This window comes from Kamptonema sp. PCC 6506, assembly GCF_000180455.1.
GTDB lineage: Bacteria > Cyanobacteriota > Cyanobacteriia > Cyanobacteriales > Microcoleaceae > Kamptonema > Kamptonema formosum.
This window is the reverse complement of sequence record NZ_CACA01000356.1, coordinates 21,363-39,287: the sequence shown is the minus strand read 5'-3', so window position 1 is coordinate 39,287 and position 17,925 is coordinate 21,363. Positions and strand designations below refer to the sequence as shown.

At 44.5% G+C, this 17,925-nt stretch carries 9 protein-coding genes; 7 read left to right on the top strand and 2 right to left on the bottom strand.

What is annotated here, in order from left to right:
• The first annotated feature begins 223 nt into the window (after window positions 1-223).
• On the top strand, window positions 224-1,714 hold the full coding sequence (locus OSCI_RS25530) for a glycoside hydrolase family 13 protein (RefSeq protein ID WP_007358099.1): 1,491 nt from the start codon (window positions 224-226) through the stop codon (window positions 1,712-1,714).
• 204 nt (window positions 1,715-1,918) lie between these two features.
• Here OSCI_RS25530 and OSCI_RS25525 read toward each other — a convergent pair whose 3' ends face one another.
• Window positions 1,919-2,329 carry a fasciclin domain-containing protein gene (locus tag OSCI_RS25525; RefSeq protein WP_007358098.1) on the bottom strand — a complete coding sequence of 137 codons (411 nt, stop codon included), beginning with the start codon at window positions 2,327-2,329 and terminating at the stop codon, window positions 1,919-1,921.
• A gap of 96 nt (window positions 2,330-2,425) precedes the next feature.
• Complete coding sequence (locus tag OSCI_RS25520; protein ID WP_007358097.1) at window positions 2,426-2,860, bottom strand: DUF2358 domain-containing protein; 435 nt, start codon at window positions 2,858-2,860, stop codon at window positions 2,426-2,428.
• 236 nt (window positions 2,861-3,096) lie between these two features.
• Here OSCI_RS25520 and OSCI_RS25515 point away from each other — a divergent pair, with 236 nt between their 5' ends.
• The 6 genes from OSCI_RS25515 (at window position 3,097) to OSCI_RS25490 (ending at window position 17,839) form a co-directional block, all read left to right on the top strand.
• Window positions 3,097-3,600, top strand: a complete 504-nt coding sequence (locus tag OSCI_RS25515) for a hypothetical protein (protein WP_007358096.1) — start codon at window positions 3,097-3,099, stop codon at window positions 3,598-3,600.
• Between the two features lie 142 nt (window positions 3,601-3,742).
• Window positions 3,743-5,554, top strand: coding sequence for a ShlB/FhaC/HecB family hemolysin secretion/activation protein (locus OSCI_RS25510; protein WP_019487714.1), 1,812 nt, complete (start codon window positions 3,743-3,745; stop codon window positions 5,552-5,554).
• 443 nt (window positions 5,555-5,997) lie between these two features.
• Window positions 5,998-8,883, top strand: a complete 2,886-nt coding sequence (locus OSCI_RS25505) for a filamentous hemagglutinin N-terminal domain-containing protein (protein WP_019487713.1) — start codon at window positions 5,998-6,000, stop codon at window positions 8,881-8,883.
• A gap of 148 nt (window positions 8,884-9,031) precedes the next feature.
• Window positions 9,032-11,923: a filamentous hemagglutinin N-terminal domain-containing protein gene (locus OSCI_RS25500; protein WP_007358093.1), complete on the top strand. Its 2,892-nt coding sequence runs from the start codon at window positions 9,032-9,034 to the stop codon at window positions 11,921-11,923.
• 55 nt (window positions 11,924-11,978) lie between these two features.
• Complete coding sequence (locus tag OSCI_RS25495) at window positions 11,979-14,885, top strand: filamentous hemagglutinin N-terminal domain-containing protein (RefSeq protein WP_007358092.1); 2,907 nt, start codon at window positions 11,979-11,981, stop codon at window positions 14,883-14,885.
• Window positions 14,886-14,947: 62 nt separating this feature from the next.
• Entirely contained in the window at window positions 14,948-17,839 is a 2,892-nt protein-coding gene (locus tag OSCI_RS25490) for a filamentous hemagglutinin N-terminal domain-containing protein (protein WP_007358091.1), read from the top strand.
• Window positions 17,840-17,925: the final 86 nt, after the last annotated feature.

The window sequence follows — 17,925 nt, the reverse complement described above, 5'->3', positions numbered from 1 at the left end:
CCTTCTACTTATCATTCCGTAACGGGGAAATTTGCGAAAAACTGGGACTCGACTGGCAAGCGATCGCAGACATCAACGGCATACCTATCCCCACCCCGTCACCCCTCACTCACATTAGATACTTACATTATTAAACATTATATGGACTGCTTTCTACCAAAAGTTAGATTCAAAAGCAGCCACGACAAATGTAACCTAGTCATGGACGCTCAACCATACTAAAATGCAAATTCAAACGCCAGACTGGGTAAAACACGCCGTATTCTACCAAATATTCCCCGATCGCTTCGCCAGAAGCAAACAACCCCGCAAACGCCTCTTGCAAAACTTCCTCTGGGAAGAATGGCATGAAATTCCCACCCTCCAAGGCTACAAAGGTGGCGACTTATGGGGTGTAATGGAACAATTAGACTACCTACAAGACTTAGGCATCAATGCCATCTACTTTACCCCCATTTTTCAATCTGCTAGCAACCATCGCTACCACACCCACGACTATTACCAAGTCGATCCCATGTTAGGCGGAAATCCTGCTTTTAAGGAACTCTTAGATGCCGCCCATGAACGTAACATTAAAGTTGTTCTTGATGGCGTATTTAACCACGCGAGTCGCGGTTTTTTCTTCTTCCATGACATCCTTGAAAATGGCCCCTATTCTCCTTGGTTAAATTGGTTCAAAATAGAAGGCTGGCCGCTATCTGCCTACAATGGTGAGTTCCCTGCTAACTACGCTGGTTGGGATGGAAATCGCGCCTTGCCAGTCTTTAATCATGATAACTCAGAAGTGCGAGAATATATCATGGAAATTGCCGAATATTGGATTAAATTCGGCATTGATGGCTGGCGTTTAGATGTTCCTTTTGAAATTAAAACACCCGGATTTTGGCAAGAATTTCGAGAGCGAGTAAAAGCTATAAATCCCGAAGCTTATATCGTTGGTGAAGTCTGGCTAGATGCGCGAGAATGGCTGGATGGTACTCAATTTGACGGCGTAATGAATTATCTTTTTGCCGGGCCGACTATTGCTTTTACAGCAGGCGATCGCGTTGACATTCAGCAAGTAGAAGGCCGATCTTACCATCCCTACCCACCATTATTTGCTAAAGAGTACGGCGAAAAAATCCAATATTTGTTAGAACTCTATCCTTGGGAAATACAGCTTACTCAGCTAAACTTGCTGGCAAGTCACGATACAGCACGCCTGCTTTCTATTGCTGGAGGCGATAAATCGACTGTCGAACTCGCGACTTTGCTACTGTTAACATTTCCCGGTGCTCCTAGCATATATTATGGTGATGAAGTTGGCTTACCTGGTCGTTTAGATCCAGATTCTCGCCGAGGCTTTCCGATGGAACAACATTGGGAAATTGATGTGTTAAATTACCACAAGTATTTAATAGCTTTGCGCCAAAAATACCCAGCTCTTCGTACAGGATTATATCATGTTCTATTCACTGAAGGAACAGCTTATGTTTTCGCTCGAATTTTGGATGCAGAGGAATTGATTGTGGCAGTTAATGTCGGAACTGAACCAGTTAATGTTAGTTTTGATACACCTAATCTTACATCTCATCCCGATAAGGTTATATATGGCAGAGGCGAGGTTTTGTGGAACCTCGAAGGCGAAACTAAGCAACTAGAATTAACCATACCCCCTCGGACTGGCTTAATACTTAGTGAAGAAGGGGCTAGGGAAGAAGGGGCTAGGGGCTAGGGGCTAGGGGCTAGGGGAAGAAGGGGCTACGATGCTCCGATGCTCAGGGCTAGGGAAGAAGGGGCTACGATGCTCCGATGCTCCGATGCTCAGGGAAGAAGAGGGGCTACGATGCTCCGATGCTCCGATTGATCGGGGAAGAAGGGAATAGCATTGAAGGCTTCAACTAACAGATTGGGTGGGTATTCCCCACCCTGATTGCTATTAATTAACTAACGCTGGTATTAACACTGCGTCAATGATGTGGAGCGTGCCGTTGTCGGCAAGAATATCTGCTTTGAGGATTTTAGCATGATTGATTTTAATACCGTCAGAAGTATCAATCCCAACTACTGAACCTTCTACTGTCTCAGCGGAAGTGAGTTCAAGAAAATTATCAGTTCTGACATCACCAAATATGATATGATAGCTCAGAATTTGTTTGAGTTTAGGAATATTTTCCATCCAAGAAGCGATAGTATTAGGTGGAATCTTAGCAAAGGCTTCGTCAGTTGGTGCGAGAATAGTGTAGTGTCCCGATCCCTGCAACAGATCTAACAAACCAGCCGCTTCAATTACAGTCAGCAATGTTTTAAAACACCCTGCATTGGTGAGAGTTTCGACAATATCAGTCACGATCTTTTCCCTTTGATAAATTTCAGCAAATGATAATTTTAGCAATTGTTAGCGGGTTTGGATACTCAACAGTCCTTAATCTTGAAATTTTAATTTTTAATTAATCTCGTCTCCTTTGCGGATAAATTGCTTTAATACTTCTCCTGGTTTCCGATCCCATGTGTCGATATGTTCGTAGATCAGACCTTCAGTGTTGAGCTTGTAAGTAGAGTAGCCGTTGAAAAATATCTGAGCTTTCCAGGGAACTCGTAAGGTACCGCGAACAGTCCATTTTGCTAGAATAGTATCTGATGCTGTCTGACCAACTTCGTGCAAATCGAAGTGAATTTCTGTAAAAAATAGCTGAGCATGAAATCGTAGAGTCCAAAAGATAATACGATAGTTTATTTTTCCTTTGAATTTGTTGACTGGATCTTGAAAATAAATATCTTTTGTATAGATATCATAGGAAATATCTTGCTCAAAAAGTGTGGGTAAATCAGTTTTGAGGGTATTTACGGCTTGTTGTATCTGCAATTGATATTCAATCATGCTGCCTTGGAATCTTCAAAAAGTTGATGGAGGTGGGATTTGCGATCGAAGTCCCAGAGAGGGGGAGATATCGTCATGGGCCCTTACAGAGAAAGCTGAAAGAGGCTCAAAGCGGATTTTTCAATCTCTTCTGCTTGCAAATTCTTGATTCTAATTCAGAGGCGGAAGTGATGGATACTTTAATTTAGCACCTACTTTAGCTCTATTTGTATGCTCTGCCCTCCGGCTTTGTTGGCATGGATAATGAACGCCTAAACTGCGGTACAGAATTGATTGAGTACCCCCAACCGCCAGAAATTCTTACCCAGATCCACAGCGGTAAATTGCTGATTGTGGACAGTCGTCGCCGTAATGGTCTAATTTTGATTAAGGTGTATCACGCTGAGTTTGCGGGGCCGGGAGCCGCTGTTGGGGGTGTTTTCGATCGCGATTGCCAAGAGGTGATTTTAGTGGGAGATGTTTGCTTGGTTGAGCCGAAATCTCCTGAAGAGCGACAAAAAGCTTATGGAATTCGCAGGCATTGGGTGCGTTTAACTGAACAATTAACGGCAAGGAGTTTGCCTGTGGTGCGATCGCAGATGCTTTTGACTCAGTTTGAACAGTATTTTGACTCCGAAACGGTAGCACAGCTTCCAGATCTGGCTTTGGCTCTTTTAGTGGGTGTATTTCCCCAAACAATTCGGATGGCACGGGTGCAAAGTGCTGAATTATCGGGGAGTGCCAAGGCCGATCGGTCTTGAGTTGTGAATTAATAACTCAGATATTAGTTATGCTAGGAAAGCATTTGGTGACATCTATTCTAATTTATAGCCTCATGAATTAAGGCTATAAAAAACAATTAGTGATTTGACTCACTTAATCCTGGGCAGGAAAGACTTAATTATGACTCGTCTTAGAATACTATTGGGGCTAACGGGGTTTGTTTGGCTAATGGTGGGAGGAGCTAAAGTTGCGGCTAGCGAGGTGAAAACTTTGCCTTCAAATGTTCAAGATTTAGAAGTTGCCAGTAGCGATCGCAATGGCTTACCTCCAATCCCAGCTTTTACTTTTAATGAACCCGACTTGCAGTTGGCTCAACTACCTAACCCCATTTTCCCGAAACCACCTGAATTGCCCGATTCTACACCGCCGCAGCCGCAACCGCTTCCCTTACAGCCAATCCCCCCAAATCCTCCCAATCAAGTCTCTCCGGAAATTCCGGGGACAATTCGGGTGGAACGGTTTGAGTTTGAAGGTAATACTGCTTTTAGCGATCGCGAATTATCGGCAATCGCTCAACCATTTACGGGACGGGAAATCACCTTTAGCGAACTGCTGGCGGTAGAAACAGCCATCACTCAAAAATACATAGATGCGGGTTATGTCAATTCCGGTGCGGTGATTCCAACTGACCAAACCTTTCCTAGAGAAGGAGCAATTGTTAAAATTCGGGTGATTGAAGGAGGGTTAGAGGGAATTGAGATTACGGGAAATCGGCGGCTTAACTCTAACTACGTGCGATCGCGCTTAAACCTCGCCACTCGTCCACCCTTAAACCGCGATCGCTTGCTAGAAGCATTACAACTGCTGCAACTCGACCCTCAGATTGCTAATATCTCAGCAGAACTTCAAGCCGGAAGTCGGCCCGAACGCAGCCGCTTACAAGTGCGAGTCAAAGAAGCAGATACCTTTAGCGTTGAGCTATTTGCAGACAACAACCGCTCTCCTAGTGTAGGCAGTTTTCGACGCGGCGTTCGCATCAACCAAGCTAATTTAATCGGTTTGGGTGACGGATTAAATGTATCTTATGCCAACACCGACGGTAGTAATGAATTAAATGCCAGTTATACTGTCCCCGTCAACGCTCACAACGGCACAATTCAAATTGCAGCAGGCGTTACCAAAACTAACGTGATTGAAGAACCCTTCGATCGCCTAGACATCGAAGGGCGATCGCGCACCTACGAACTCACATATCGCCAACCAATAGTTCTAAAACCCGATCGCGAATTAGCTTTAGGCTTGACTTTTTCGCGTCAAGAAAGCGATACTTCTCTATTAGGAGAGAACTATCCCCTTTCACCAGGAGCCAACGACCAAGGGGAAACGCGAGTTACAGCCTTTCGCTTCTTTCAAGAATACGTGCAGCGCAGTCAAAATCAAGTTTTCGCAGCGCGATCGCAATTCTCCCTCGGCACCGATATCTTTGGTGCTACTGTAAACGATGATGCCCCCGATAGCCGCTTTTTCTCATGGCGGGGACAAGCTCAATACGTCCGGCTACTAGCGCCCGAAACTTTGCTAGTTCTGCGTTCTGACCTTCAACTCGCCACCGGAGATCTACTATCCCTCGAACAAATTGGCATTGGCGGTGTTCAGACTGTACGCGGATATCGGCAAGATTTACTACTAAGTGATAGCGGCGCGATCGCCTCTGCGGAAGTACGAATCCCCATTTGGCGCGTACCAAAAATCAAAGGCATTTTGCAGATTGCTCCCTTTATTGATTTTGGCATCGGGTGGAATCATTCGGGAGAGAAAGTCAATCCCGACTCAGAGCGTTTATTGGGTGCAGGTTTAGGATTGATATGGCAAATGAGCGATCGGCTCAATGCCAGACTCGACTATAGTATCCCCTTAATCAGCGTTGATTCGGGGAACAACACTTGGCAAGAAAAAGGCATCTACTTCAGCATTAATTATTTTCCTTTTTAGCTACTTTGCCTTTCAATCTCTCTTTTTCTGTCGAGTAAAAAGTCATCCTCGGTCACTTTTATTAAGCGATCGGGACACTCTATAGAGAAAGTTGAGACTAATTTTTGTAGACGGGTGCTGCTATCGTTTCATATCAAATCCGTTTGATTCGGAATTGTATGATGTTAAGTTCTGTAGGGGCGGGTTCGCCGGGATATTTGCTAGGTATCGACAAATCTTATAAACCCGCCCCGCCCATACCATTCCGATGCTCCCTGAAATACAGCGGATTTCAGATTGATAAAGTACACCACAGAAACCGGGTTTCTGCTGGATTTCTCGCTAGAAATCGGTTTTCTTTAAGAAACCCGGTTTCTCTGTACTTCACTTACCTAGAAAGTGCAGTATTGTTACACTCGCAGCGCTCGCTCTACTCCTAATCACCAATTAACAGGATTTGAATGATGCCCCGTCCCTCTTCCACCCTAATTTTTGCATTCCTACTGCTTTTTCCTTTCCCAGCCATCGCTCAAATCATCCCAGATAATAGTTTAGGTACAGAAAGTTCGCGCACAGTTCCCGCAACTATCAATAATTTACCATCGGACAGAATAGAAGGCGGTGCAACTCGTGGCCCTCACTTATTTCACAGTTTCCAAGAATTTAACGTCGGTGAAGGTAGAGGAGCATATTTTGCCAACCCTAATGGCATTACTAACATTTTTACTCGCGTTACTGGTGGTAATCCTTCTAATATTTTAGGAATATTGGGAGTCCAAGGCAATGCTAACTTATTCTTACTTAATCCCAGAGGAATTGTCTTCGGCCCCAATGCAAGGTTAGACTTACGCGGCTCATTTATCGCTTCAACTGGTAGCGGTATTTTATTTGATAATGGCTTTGAATTTAGCGCCGCTAATTCTAATACAGTACCCTTATTAGCAATTAATATTCCTGTGGGTTTAAGATTTCGCGAAAATCCTGGCGCAATTATTAACCAATCAATTGCTCCTAACCCCTCACCGCCTGACCTTCCTCTACCAGTACCAATTTTTGATAATATTGGTTTAGCAGTAGACCCCGGTCAAACCTTAGCCCTAGTAGGGGGAAATATCCAATTCAACGGCGGTATTGCTACTGCCAGTACCGGACAAATATTACTCGGAAGTGTCAAGAGTTCAGGTTTAGTAGAATTTGAACCAACCGCTTTAGGTCTGAATTTAAACTATGGAGATATTCAGGACTTCGGCAATATTGACATGAACAGTTCATTGCTCAATACCAGCGGATTAGGAGGAGGAAAAGTTGACATCAGGGGTGCAAATATCACTCTCAGTAGTTCAGGAATTTATGGACTGACACTAGGAAATCTTGATGGTAGAGGCATCGACATCAATGCCCAAAACTTGCGACTACAGCAGGGATCGCAAATTTTCACCACAACACTAGGAGAGGGAAAAGGGAGCAATATCAACATCCGCGCTACTGACTCAGTAGAAATGACCGGGTTGGGAATTGAGGGCTATCAGCAGCTTACAGAAAGTTTTCAGACATCAGGAACAGGCAACCCCTTCATTTCGCAAATCGTTCTCTTTACTAGCGCTATTGGCAGTGGAGGAGCAGGAGATATTAACATTGAAGCCGGACGGCTGTTGATGAGCAATGGGGTAGTGGCCGGTGCCCCCACCTTTGGTGCTGGCAATGGCGGAAATCTGACTATCCGCGCCAACACCGTCGAACTCGTCAGTTCGGCGCTCTATAACGGCACAACGAACGCAACCACTGGTCAAGGCGGAAATATTACTGTGGAAGCCGAACGATTAATACTGCGCGATGGCGGTGCTTTCGCCAGCTTCAGCCTTAGTGATGGAGCATCGGGGAATATCGCCATTAAAGCTTCTGAATCTGTGGAATTGTCGGGGAGTCTTCCTGTAGGTTTAGGTCAAACTCGGATTGGCACGAATACTTTTCAGGGAAATGGAACAGGTGGGGATATTAGCATCGACACTAAGCGGCTGAGTGTTTCTAATGGAGCCACAATTAGTTTAACGACGGGTGCAATTTTTGGCGAAGTCGTGTTTTCTACAAATGGCGGGACGGGAGGAAATTTAACCGTGAAAGCCTCCGAGTCTATAGAAGTAAGCGGCGAGTCAAGATTTTTGGGGAATGCGGGTTATGTAGCAAGTTCTTTTGTTACTCAAACTGCAAGTTCTGGTAGAGGTGGAGATATTCGCCTGTCAACACCTAAACTAACTGTGCAGAATGGCGGCGTTATTTCTGCGGCTTCCTTGGGCGCAGCAAATGCGGGAGATATTACAATTAATGCCGATCGCTTAGAAGTACGAGGCATCGGGAGTAACAGTCGGTTGAGGAGTGGAATTGAGGCCTCGGCTGGTAGAGCATTTAATGCTGTCAATCCCAATACTACTGGAAATGCAGGCTCGTTGAATTTGAATGCTAGTCAATTGATTCTTCGGGATAGTGCAGTGGTTAATGTTCAATCTTCAGGAACAGGTAGGGCTGGCAATATTAACGTGGTTGCAGACTCGATCGCGCTTGACAATAAAGCCATAATTGATGGTACTACCGTGTCTGGTACAGGGGCAAATATTAATCTCCAAGCGCGAGACATTCAGTTGCGGCGGGGTAGCATAATTACAACAGATGCAGGTAGTTCTGACGGTGGAAATATCAGGATTAATAGCGATGTTTTGGCTACTTTACCAAATGAAAACAACGATATTACTGCTAATGCGCGTACTGCTAGGGGAGGGCAAGTTACAGTAAATGTCCCGAATATCTTTGGTTTTACAGCAGTTACCCGCGAACAAGCCAGAAGTAGTTTAGGACTAACTGATGCTGAATTTGCAGCTTTACAAGTCAATCCAACTTCTTTAATTGCTACTAGCGATATTGCGGCGATTTCTCAACAGTCTGGGCCCGCATTACAAGGGGCGGTGACATTTAGCACTACTGGGGTGAATCCGGCTCAAGGATTGGTAGCTTTGCCGCAAAATGTAGTTGACCCAACCACATTAATCGCCGCTAATCCCTGCATAGAAGGGGAAGGAAATGAGTTTACTATTACTGGTAAAGGAGGAGTACCACCGAACCCTAATGATGTCCTCAGTAACAATTCTAGACAGTTAAACTGGGTGGAACCAGTGGCAACTGGAAGTCACAAGGCAGAAGTTAAAAGTCCCGAAAGAGAAATAAAGCCACAGGCAGTTATTCCTGCTCAAGGTTGGGTGATGGATGCTCGAGGACAAGTCACACTTGTAGCGTACAATTCGGGTGGTGGTGCTTCTGCTCGCAGTCCGAAACCGACGGGTGTTTGCGTACCTCGATAGGCCAAAACTTACGCAAAACTATCTGTAACGCCGCCAACCTAGCGGTGACAATACCGCGCCTGTTGGCGGCCGTAGTGCGATCGTGCGTAAGTCCTGTTTTAGATATCTACAGTCTTTTTGTGAATACTAAATTAACAGTAATGAAAAGATGGCTCATAAATCTTCCGCCCTAATTTTTGGGTTATTACTACTATTGCCTTTCCCCGCTATTGCTCAAATTATTCCCGATAATAGTTTAGGTGGAGAAAGTTCGCGCACAGTTCCCGCAACTATCAATAATTTACCATCGGACAGAATAGAAGGCGGTGCAACTCGTGGCCCTAAATTATTTCACAGTTTTCAAGAATTTAACATCGGTGAAGGCAGAGGAGCATATTTTGCCAATCCGAACGGTATTGCTAACATTTTCACTCGCGTTACCGGGGGAAATCCTTCCAATATTTTAGGAACATTAGGAGTGCAAGGCAATGCTAACTTATTCTTACTTAATCCCAAAGGGATTGTCTTCGGCCCCAATGCGAGATTAGATTTACGCGGCTCATTTATCGGTTCAACTGCCAGCAGCATTCTTTTTGATAATAACTTTGAATTCAGCGCCGCTAATTCTAATGCAGTGCCATTGTTAGCGATCAATATTCCTTTAGGTTTGAGATTTAGAGAAAATCCCGGCACAATTGTCAACTCTTCCCAAGCAATTGGCCCCACACCAACCTTACCGCCATTGCCCATAGAAATTCCTGTTTCTAACAAACTTGGTTTGGCAGTAGATCCAGGTCAAACTTTAGCATTAATTGGTGGAGATATTCAACTACAAGGTGGAAACTTAACAGCTTATACCGGACAAATATTATTGGGAAGTGTGAAAAGTCCCGGTTTAGTGCAATTTGAACCAACGGCTTTAGCTCTAAATTTAGACTACAGCAATATTCAGAATTTTGGCAATATTGAAATGAATGAGGCACTTATCAATACCAGTGGATTAGGAGGTGGCAAAATTGACATCAGAGGTTCAAATATCAACATCAGCAGTTCGGGAATTTATAGCTTGACACTAGGAGATGTTGATGGTAGAGGAATTGACATTAATGCTGACAATTTACGAGTAGATAAAGGAGCGCAAATTCTTACTTCAACTTTGGGAGATGGAATGGGGAGTAATATTAATATCCGCGCTACTGACTCAGTAGAAATGGTTGGGTTGGGAATAGGAGGCTATCAGCGATTTTATACCCAATACATATTATCTGGAACTCTCAACCCCTTCGATCCCCAAATTGTAATTAATAGTGGTACTGTGGGCAATGGAGCCGCTGGAGAGATTAATATCAATACCGGACGGTTGCTGCTGCGGGATGGCGTGGTGGGCGGTAGTGCTACCCTCGCTGCTGGAAATGGGGGAAATCTGAATGTCCGCGCTAACACCTTTGAGCTTGTCAGTTCAGCAATCAATAATGGAACAACTAAGAAAAGTACCGGCTCTGGCGGCAGCATTAATATTGAGGCAGAACGGTTAATCATACGCGATGCTGGTGGTTTGGTTAGCATCAGCCGCAGCGATGGAGCATCGGGAAATATCACGATTAAAACAACTGAATCAGTAGAATTATCGGGGGGTATTTCTGGAAGTGCCGCGCAAACTCGTATGGGTACAAACTCTTTTGATGGCAATGGGAAAGCTGGGGATATTACCATCGACACTAAGCGGCTAACTGTTACTGATGGAGCCTCAATTAGTTTATCAACGGGTGCAGTTATTGGGCAAGTCGTGTTTTCTAGGAATGGGGGGCTAGGAGGAAATTTAACTGTGAGAGCTTCCGAGTCGATAGAAGTAAGCGGCGTGTCTGGAGTTTTGGGAAATGTAGGATTCGGAGCCAGTGCTCTAGCTACTCAAACTTCAAGTTCTGGTCGGGGTGGAGATATCTACCTCTCTACGCCCATACTCAATCTGCGGAATGGGGGGATTATTTCTGCGGCTTCGTTGGGTGCAGTAGATGCCGGAAATATTACAATTGATGCCGATCGCATCGAAGTTCAAGGCGCGGGAAGTAACGGTCGTTTTGCAAGTAGAATTGAGGCTTCGGCTGGCAGTTTTTCTATTATTGTCAATCCCAACGCTACGGGGAATGCTGGCTCGTTGAATTTGAATACGAATCGATTGATTGTCCGGGATGGGGCAACGGTTAGCGTTCAGTCTTTAGGAAGGGGAAGGGCGGGAAATATTAATGTTGTAGCTGACTCAATTGCCTTGGATAACAAAGCGAATATTGACGGTACAACTGACTCTGGCGGTGGGGGAAATATTAATATCAAGGCGCAAGATATCCAGTTGCGACGCGGGAGTAGAATTACCACTGATGCGGGTATTTCTGATGGTGGCAATATCAGGATTCAGGGTGATATTCTGGCTACTTTACCAAATGAAAATAACGATATTACTGCTAATGCTCGCACAGCTAGGGGCGGTCAAGTTACAGTGAATGTACCCAATATCTTTGGTTTTACAACTGTTAATCGCGAACAAGCCAGAAGTAGTTTAGGACTAACTGACGCTGAATTTGCCGCTTTACAAGTGAATCCAACTTCTTTAATTGATACTAGCGATATTGCGGCTATTTCTCAACAGGCTGGCCCCGCTTTACAAGGGGCGGTAACGTTTAGCACTACTGGTGTCAATCCAGCTTCTGGGTTAGCAGTATTACCGCAAAATGTGGTCGATTCTGCGACATTAATTGCGGCTAATCCCTGCACGGAAGGGGCAGGAAGCGAGTTTAGTATTACTGGTAAAGGAGGAGTGCCACCTAACCCTAATGATGTCCTCAGCAACGATTCTGCTCAGTTTAATTGGGTAGAACCAGTGGCAAATGGAAGTCACAAGGCAGAAGTTAAAAGTCCCGAAATAGAAATAAAGCCGCAGGCAGTTATTCCTGCTCAAGGTTGGGTGATGGATGCTCGAGGACAAGTCACACTGGTAGCGTACAATTCGGGTGGTGGTGCTTCTACTCGCAGTCCGAAACCTACAGGTGTTTGCGTACCTCGATAGGTACTCTTTCAGTTTTGCTGACTTTGTTTTTCCCATACAAATTAACTTAATTGCAATGATGCACTGCCAATCTTCTACACTACTTTTTGCTTTATTACTACTGTTTCCCTTCCCCGCTCTTGCTCAAATTGTCCCTGATAATAGCTTGGGTGCAGAAAGTTCGCGCACAGTTCCCGCAACTATTAACAATTTACCCTCAGATAGAATCGAAGGCGGGGCTAATCGTGGTGTCAGTTTGTTTCACAGTTTCCGCGAATTTAATGTAGGTGAAGGACGCGGCGCATATTTTGCCAATCCCAATGGGATTATTAATATTTTTACCCGCGTGACTGGGGGCAATCCTTCCAATATTTTAGGAGTATTGGGAGTACAGGGTAATGCTAATTTATTTTTACTCAATCCCAGAGGAATTATATTTGGCCCCAATGCTCGGTTAGACTTACGGGGTTCATTTATTGGTTCTACTGGTAGTGGAATCTTTTTTGATAATGGCTTTGAATTTAGTGCGGTCGATGCTAATGCAGTGCCATTATTAGCGATTAATATTCCTGTAGGTTTGAACTTTAGAGAAAATCCCGGCACAATTGTCAACACTTCCCAAGCAATTGGCCCCACACCAACCTTACCGCCATTGCCCATAGAAATTCCTGTTTCTAATAAACTTGGTTTAGCAGTAGCTCCCGGTCAAACCTTAGCCTTAATTGGTGGAGACATTCAACTACAAGGTGGAAATTTAACAGCTTATAGCGGACAAATATTACTGGGAAGTGTCCAAAGTCCCGGTTTAGTACAATTTGAACCAACAGCTTTAGGTCTGAATTTAAACTATGACAATATTCAGAACTTCGGCAATCTTGAAATGAATGGTGCATTTATAAACACCAGCGGATTAGGAGGTGGCAAAATTGACATCAGAGGTTCAAATGTCACCGTCAGTAGTTCAGGAATTTTGGGATTGACATTAGGAAATATTGATGGTAGAGATATTAATATTAATGCCCAAAATTTGCGAATAGATAAAGGGTCGCAAATTATCCCAGCGACACTGGGAGATGGGATGGGAAGCGATTTGAACATCCACGCTACTGACTCAGTAGAAATGATCGGACTAGGAATTGAGGGCTATCAGCGGGTTTATAGTGAATATCTAGCCTCTGGAGCGTTCAACCCTTTTGACCCGCAAATTATTTTGAGTGCTGGTACTGCTGGCAGTGGAGCCGCCGGAGAGATTAACATTGACACCGGATGGCTACTGCTGCGCGATGGGGCAACAGGCGGTACCAATACCTTTAGTGCTGCAAATGCCGGAAATATAAATATCCGTGCTAACACCGTCGAACTCGTCAGTTCAGCGCTCAGTAGCGGCACAAATCGTGGAAGTAGCGGTAAGAGCGGAAACATAACTATTGACGCACAACGGTTAATCATGCGCGATGGCTCCAATCTCGTCAGCATCACCCGCAGTGATGGAGCATCGGGGAATATCGCGATTAAAGCGAGTGAATCTGTAGAATTGTCAGGGATTCTACCTGGAAGTACGGCGCAAACTTTAATCGGCACGAACTCTTTCGATGGGAATGGGAAAGCCGGAGATATTACCATTGACACTAAGCGGCTGACTGTTTCTGATGGAGCCTCAGTTAGTTTATCGACGGGTGTAATTATTAGCCAAGTCCTGTTTTCTACGAGCGGAGGGCCTGGAGGAAATTTAACTGTGAGAGCTTCAGAGTCGATAGATGTGAGCGGCGTGTCTGGAGTTTTGGGGAATGGGGGCTTCGCGAGTTCTCTGGTTACTCAAGCTATAAGCTCTGGTAGAGGTGGAGATATCCGCCTCTCAACACCTAAACTAACTGTGCGAGGTGGGGGTCTTATTTCTGCCGCTTCTTTGGGTGCAGTCGATGCAGGAGATATTACAATTGATGCCTCTAGCTTAGAAGTGCAAGGCATTGGGAGTAACGATGGCTTCAGCGGTAGAATTGAGGCTTCGGTTGGCAATGCTTATGGTGTTTTCAATCCCAACGCTACGGGGAATGCTGGCTCATTGAATCTGAATGTAAATCGATTGACTGTCCGGGATGGAGCAACGGTTAGTGTTCGGGCTTTGGGAACGGGAAGGGCTGGCAATATTAATGTTGTAGCTAACTCAATTGCCCTAGACAATAAAGCCAGTATTGACGGTACAACCGACTCTGGTGGTGGGGGAAATATTAATATCAAGGCGCAAGATATCCAGTTGCGACGCGGGAGTAGAATTACCACCGATGCAGGTATTTCTGATGGTGGAAATATCAGAATTCAGGGTGATATTCTGGCGACTTTACCAAATGAAAATAACGATATTACTGCTAATGCGCGTACTGCTAGAGGCGGTCAAGTTACGGTGAATGTCCCGAATATCTTTGGTTTTACAACTGTTAACCGCGAACAAGCCAGAAGTAGTTTAGGACTAACTAACGCTGAATTTGCCGCTTTACAAGTGAATCCAACTTCTTTACTTTCCACCAGCGATATTGCCGCCATTTCACAACAGGCTGGCCCCGCATTACAAGGAGCCGTAACTTTTAGCACTACTGGGGTAAATCCCGCTCAAGGATTAGTCACCTTAGACCAAAATGTGGTCGATCTCAGCACTTTAATTGCAGCTAATCCTTGCATAGAAGGGGGAGGAAATGAGTTTAGTATTACTGGTAAAGGAGGAGTGCCACCGAATCCTAATGATGTCCTCAGCAACGATTCTAGACAGTTAAACTGGGTGGAACCAGTGACAACTGGAAGTCACAAGGCAGAAGATCAAAAAGTAGAAGATAAAAAAGTAGAAATAGATATTCAGCCACAGGCAGTTATCCCTGCTCAAGGTTGGGTAATGGATGCTCAAGGACAAGTAAGACTTGTAGCGTACAATTCAGGTGATGGTGCTTCTGCTCGTGTTCCGAAGCCGACGGGTGCGTGTGTACCGCGATAGGTACTTTATAGGTTTTAGTCATGCGATCGCTTTTTCATCATTTCAATTAACGGAGTTGAACTATGCCCCGCCAATCTTCTACACTATTTTTTGCTTTCTTACTACTATTTCCCTTCCCCGCCTTTGCTCAAATTATCCCAGATAATACTTTAGGTGCAGAAAGTTCGCGCATAGTTCCGGCAACTATCAATAATTTACCATCGGACAGAATAGAAGGCGGTGCAAATCGTGGTGTCAATTTATTTCATAGTTTCCGGGAATTTAATGTAGGTGAAGGGCGAGGAGCATATTTTGCCAATCCGAACGGTATTGCTAACATTTTCACTCGCGTTACTGGGGGCAATCCCTCAAATATTTTAGGCGTGTTGGGAGTGCAAGGCAATGCTAATTTATTTTTACTTAATCCCAGAGGGATTATCTTCGGCCCTAATGCGAGGTTAGATTTACGCGGTTCATTTTTAGCATCAAGTGCTAGCGGCATTCTCTTTAATAATGACTTTGAATTTAGCGCGGTCGATGCTAATGCAGTGCCATTATTAGCGATTAATATTCCTGTGGGCTTAAGATTTAGAGAAAATCCTGGGACAATTATCAACCAGTCAAAAACGGTGGGTGAAGTGCCAAATTTGCCCCCACTTCCCATAGAAATTCCTATTGTGAACAAAGTTGGCTTGGCCGTAGAACCCGGTAAAACTTTAGCGCTCATTGGTGGAGATATTCAACTGCAAGGAGGCAATTTAACAGCTTATAGCAGTCAAATTATTCTGGGCAGTGTCACAAGTCCAGGTATCGTGAAAGTTGAACCACTGCCTATAGATTTAAATTTAAACTATGACAATATCCAGAACTTTGGCAATATTGAATTATCTGATTCAATTATAAATACAAGTGGATTAGAAGGTGGCAGAATAGACATCATGGGATCGAACGTCACCCTTAACGGTTCGCGAATTTTGGCATTGACCTTCGGAAATATGGATGGTAGAGGTATTAACATCAATGCCCAACAGTTGCGAACTGATAATGGGTCGCAAATTTACACTCTAGCACTGGGAAATGGTGCTGCCGGCAATATCAACATCCGCGCTAGTAACTCAGTAGAAATGAGCGGCATTGGATTTGAGAGTTATCAACAGTTTTTACAGAATTATTTAATATCTGGAACAGCCAACCCTTTAGATCCGCAAATTGTTTTGAGCAGTGGTACTATTGGCACGGGAGTCGCAGGAACGATCGCCATTAATACGGGAAGACTGCTGATAAATAACGGCAGCATAGTAGGTAGCTCTACATTTGCCAGTGGCAATGGTGGAAATGTCACCATCCGTGCCAGAGAATTCGATCTAGCAGGTTCTGCAATTAACAGTGGCACGCTTGTGGGGAGTACCGGCATCGGCGGAAATATTACCTTTGAGGGAGAGCGATTGACAGTGCGTGATGGTGCTGCGATCGCTAGCGTTACTCGCAGTGGAGCGCCATCAGGAAATATCAATATTAAAGCGAATGAATCATTAGAAATCTTGCGTACTCCTGCTGGTAGTGCCGTGCAAACTCTGATTAGCACAAACGCTCTTGGTCAGAATGGAAATGCTGGAAACATTACCATCGACACCAAGAAATTAACTATTACTGATGGCGCTGGGATTAGCTTATCAAGTGGTGCAGCGATTGGTACTCAACTATTAAATACGACTGGAGGAGTGGGAGGTAATTTAACCATTAGAGCTAGTGAGTCGATAGAAATGGGAGGTATTTCTGAAGTTTTGGCAAATGGGAGTCGCAGTATTAGTTTTATCACCAGCGACACTTACTCATCCAATCGGGGAGGGGATATCTACATTTCCACACCTGTATTATTGCTAAGGAGTGGGGGATTTATTTCTGCTGGTTCTTTTGGTAAAGCAGATGCAGCTAATGTCACAATTGATGCACAAAAAGTGGAACTCATTGGTAATGGGAGTACTGGTGAATTTAGCACTGCTATTCAGGCTTCCGTTGGCTTTTTATACCTGTTGACGAATCCTAATGCGACGGCGAATGCAGGTTCTTTGAATCTGAATGTTAGTCAATTAACGATGCGGGATGGCGCAACGATTAATGTTCAGGCTTTAGGCAGGGGACAGGCAGGAAATATTAATGTTATAGCTGACTCAATAACTATGGAAAATAAAGCCAGTATCAATGCTTCTAATGACTCTGGTGGTGGGGGAAATGTTAATCTTAGAGCGCGAGATATCCAGTTGCGGCGCGAAAGCAGAATTGTCACCGATGCTGGTATTTCTGACGGTGGAAATATCAGGATTAATAGCGAAATTCTGGCGAGTTTACCCAATGAAAATAACGATATTACTGCTAATGCGCGTACTGCTAGGGGCGGTCAAGTTACAGTAAATGTCCCCAATATTTTTGGTTTTACAGCCGTTACCCGCGAACAAGCCAGAAGTAGTTTAGGACTGACTGACGCTGAATTTGCAGCTTTACAAGTGAATCCAACTTCTTTAATTGCTACTAGCGATATTGCGGCTATTTCTCAACAGGCTGGCCCCGCTTTACAAGGAGCGGTGACATTTAGCACTACTGGGGTGAATCCGGCTCAAGGATTGGTAGCTTTGCCGCAAAATGTAGTTGACCCTGCGACATTAATCGCCGCTAATCCTTGTATAGAAGGGGAAGGAAATGAGTTTACTATTACTGGTAAAGGAGGAGTGCCACCTAACCCTAATGATGTCCTCAGCTACGATTCTGCTCAGTTTAATTGGGTGGAACCAGTGGCAAATGGAAGCCAGAAGGTAGAAGATAAAAAGGCAGAAATAGACATTCAGCCACAGGCAGTTATCCCCGCTCAAGGTTGGACAATCGATGAGCGAGAGCAAGTAACGCTGGTAGCATATAATTCAGGTGGTGGTGCTTCTGCTCGCAGTCTGCAACCGATGGCAAACTGCATTCCGCGTTAAATTTTTGGTAGTGTAAGTGGTAATTGCTAATTAGTAATTGCTAATTAGCAATTATATAGGTTAGACTTCACTAATTGAAGACTTTA

Excerpts from the sequence above, each read along its gene's own strand:
- OSCI_RS25530 (WP_007358099.1), top strand. The coding sequence starts at position 224 with ATGCAAATTCAAACGCCAGACTGGGTAAAACACGCCGTATTCTACCAA.
- OSCI_RS25520 (WP_007358097.1), bottom strand. The coding sequence starts at position 2,860 with ATGATTGAATATCAATTGCAGATACAACAAGCCGTAAATACCCTCAAA.
- OSCI_RS25515 (WP_007358096.1), top strand. The coding sequence starts at position 3,097 with ATGGATAATGAACGCCTAAACTGCGGTACAGAATTGATTGAGTACCCC.
- OSCI_RS25510 (WP_019487714.1), top strand. The coding sequence starts at position 3,743 with ATGACTCGTCTTAGAATACTATTGGGGCTAACGGGGTTTGTTTGGCTA.
- OSCI_RS25505 (WP_019487713.1), top strand. The coding sequence starts at position 5,998 with ATGCCCCGTCCCTCTTCCACCCTAATTTTTGCATTCCTACTGCTTTTT.
- OSCI_RS25500 (WP_007358093.1), top strand. The coding sequence starts at position 9,032 with ATGGCTCATAAATCTTCCGCCCTAATTTTTGGGTTATTACTACTATTG.
- OSCI_RS25495 (WP_007358092.1), top strand. The coding sequence starts at position 11,979 with ATGATGCACTGCCAATCTTCTACACTACTTTTTGCTTTATTACTACTG.
- OSCI_RS25490 (WP_007358091.1), top strand. The coding sequence starts at position 14,948 with ATGCCCCGCCAATCTTCTACACTATTTTTTGCTTTCTTACTACTATTT.